General features: G+C 70.9%; 3 protein-coding genes. All 3 read left to right on the plus strand.

Annotation, left to right across the window (positions count from 1 at the left end; all coding sequences use genetic code 11):
- Positions 1–472, plus strand: a 472-nt coding sequence (locus ACXJKL_RS20665) for an HIT family protein (RefSeq protein WP_457208869.1), incomplete at its 5' end; no start/stop codon positions are given.
- Entirely contained in the window at positions 469–1,239 is a 771-nt protein-coding gene (locus ACXJKL_RS20670) for an inositol monophosphatase family protein (protein ID WP_457208870.1), read from the plus strand. The genes ACXJKL_RS20665 and ACXJKL_RS20670, both read left to right, overlap by 4 nt.
- A gap of 10 nt (positions 1,240–1,249) precedes the next feature.
- Positions 1,250–1,640: CDP-alcohol phosphatidyltransferase family protein (locus ACXJKL_RS20675; protein ID WP_457208871.1), on the plus strand; the 391-nt coding region annotated here is incomplete at its 3' end.

The raw sequence follows: 1,640 nt of genomic DNA on the forward strand, positions 1-1,640 counted from the left end.
GTGGACGCCGTACCGGATGGCCTACGTCCGCTCGGACTCGACCGCCGTTGGATGTCCCTTCTGCCGGATCCCCGAGGGTGACGACGCGGAGAGCCTCGTCGTCGCCCGCGGCGAGGCGACGTACGCAGTGCTCAACCTGCACCCCTACAACCCCGGTCACCTGATGGTGCTGCCCTACCGTCACGTCGCGGACCTCGAGGACCTGACCCAGCGGGAGTCGGGCGAGCTGATGGCCATGACCCAGCAGGCGATCCGCACCATCCGCAGCGTCAGCGACCCGCACGCCTTCAACATCGGCATCAACCTCGGGGGACCGGCCGGGGGGTCGCTGGCGGACCACCTCCACCAGCACGTCGTCCCGCGGTGGTCCGGGGACGCCAACTTCATCACCGTCATCGGTGGGACCAAGACGTTGCCCCAGCTGCTGGCCGACACCCGCGCGCTGCTCGCCGACGCGTGGACGACGCCATGAACGGCTCCGGTCTTCCGGACATCGACGTCGCCCGGATCCTCGTCGAGGAGGCGGGGGCGCTGGCCGAGTCCATGCTGCGGCGCGGGCTGGAGACGGAGACCAAGACGCACGTCTCCGACATCGTGACCGCCGCCGACAAGGCGGCCGAGGCGCACGTCGTGCAGACCCTGCGGCGGCTGCGACCCGACGACTCGATCGTGGGGGAGGAGGGTGCCGAGGTGCTCGGCACCAGTGGTCGTACGTGGGTGATCGACCCGGTCGACGRCACCTACAACTTCCACCGCGGCCTCGACTGGTGGTGCAGCGCCATCGCCCTGGTCGACGGCGACGAGCTGCTGCTGGGGGCCGTGCACCACCCGGCCCGGGTCGAGACCTTCACCGGTGGACCGGGCCTGCCGAGCACTCGCAACGGGTTGCCCCTGACGTCCCTCGCCGACCGGCGACTCGCCGAGTCGTGCGCGACGACGTACCTCCACCCGCCGTTCTACGACGGCGAGATCGGCGCCGCCTTCCAGCGCGCGGTCTCCGGCGTCGCGACGCTGCGGATGATGGGGTCGGGGAGCATGGACGCGATGGCCATCGCCCAGGGCCGGTGCGACGTGCTCTTCCAGCACTCGGTGCCGGACTGGGACCGGCTGCCGGGTGCCGCGGTCATCCGCGGCGTGGGTGGCGAGTCGCGGGTGGTGCACGCGGCCGGGGTCGACTGGCACGTCGCGGGCGTGCCCACGGCGGTGGCCGAGGTCTGCACGGCCCTCGTCGCCGAGTAGCCTCGCGCCTGTGGAGAAAGACAACGAACCCCGTCCCAACGTGCTGAGCCAGTCGGTGCTGGACCGGTTCAAGGGGTTCTGGCAGGGCGTCGTGCTGGCGCCGGTCGTGCGACTCTTCGTCCGGATGGGCATCAGCCCGGACGCCGTGACGGTGGTCGGGACCGTCGGTGTCAGCGCGGGTGCCCTGATCTTCTTCCCGCAGGGCATGCTCTGGCAGGGCGTCCTGTTCATCACCGCCTTCGTCTTCAGCGACCTCATCGACGGCCAGATGGCCCGCACGATGGGGCGCACGGACCGCTTCGGCGCGTTCCTCGACTCGACGCTGGACCGCATCGCGGACGGGGCGATCTTCGCCGGGATCGCGCTGTACTTCGCGTGGGAGGCCGAGGACCGTCTCTACC

Source organism: Nocardioides sp. P5_C9_2 (assembly GCF_054049555.1).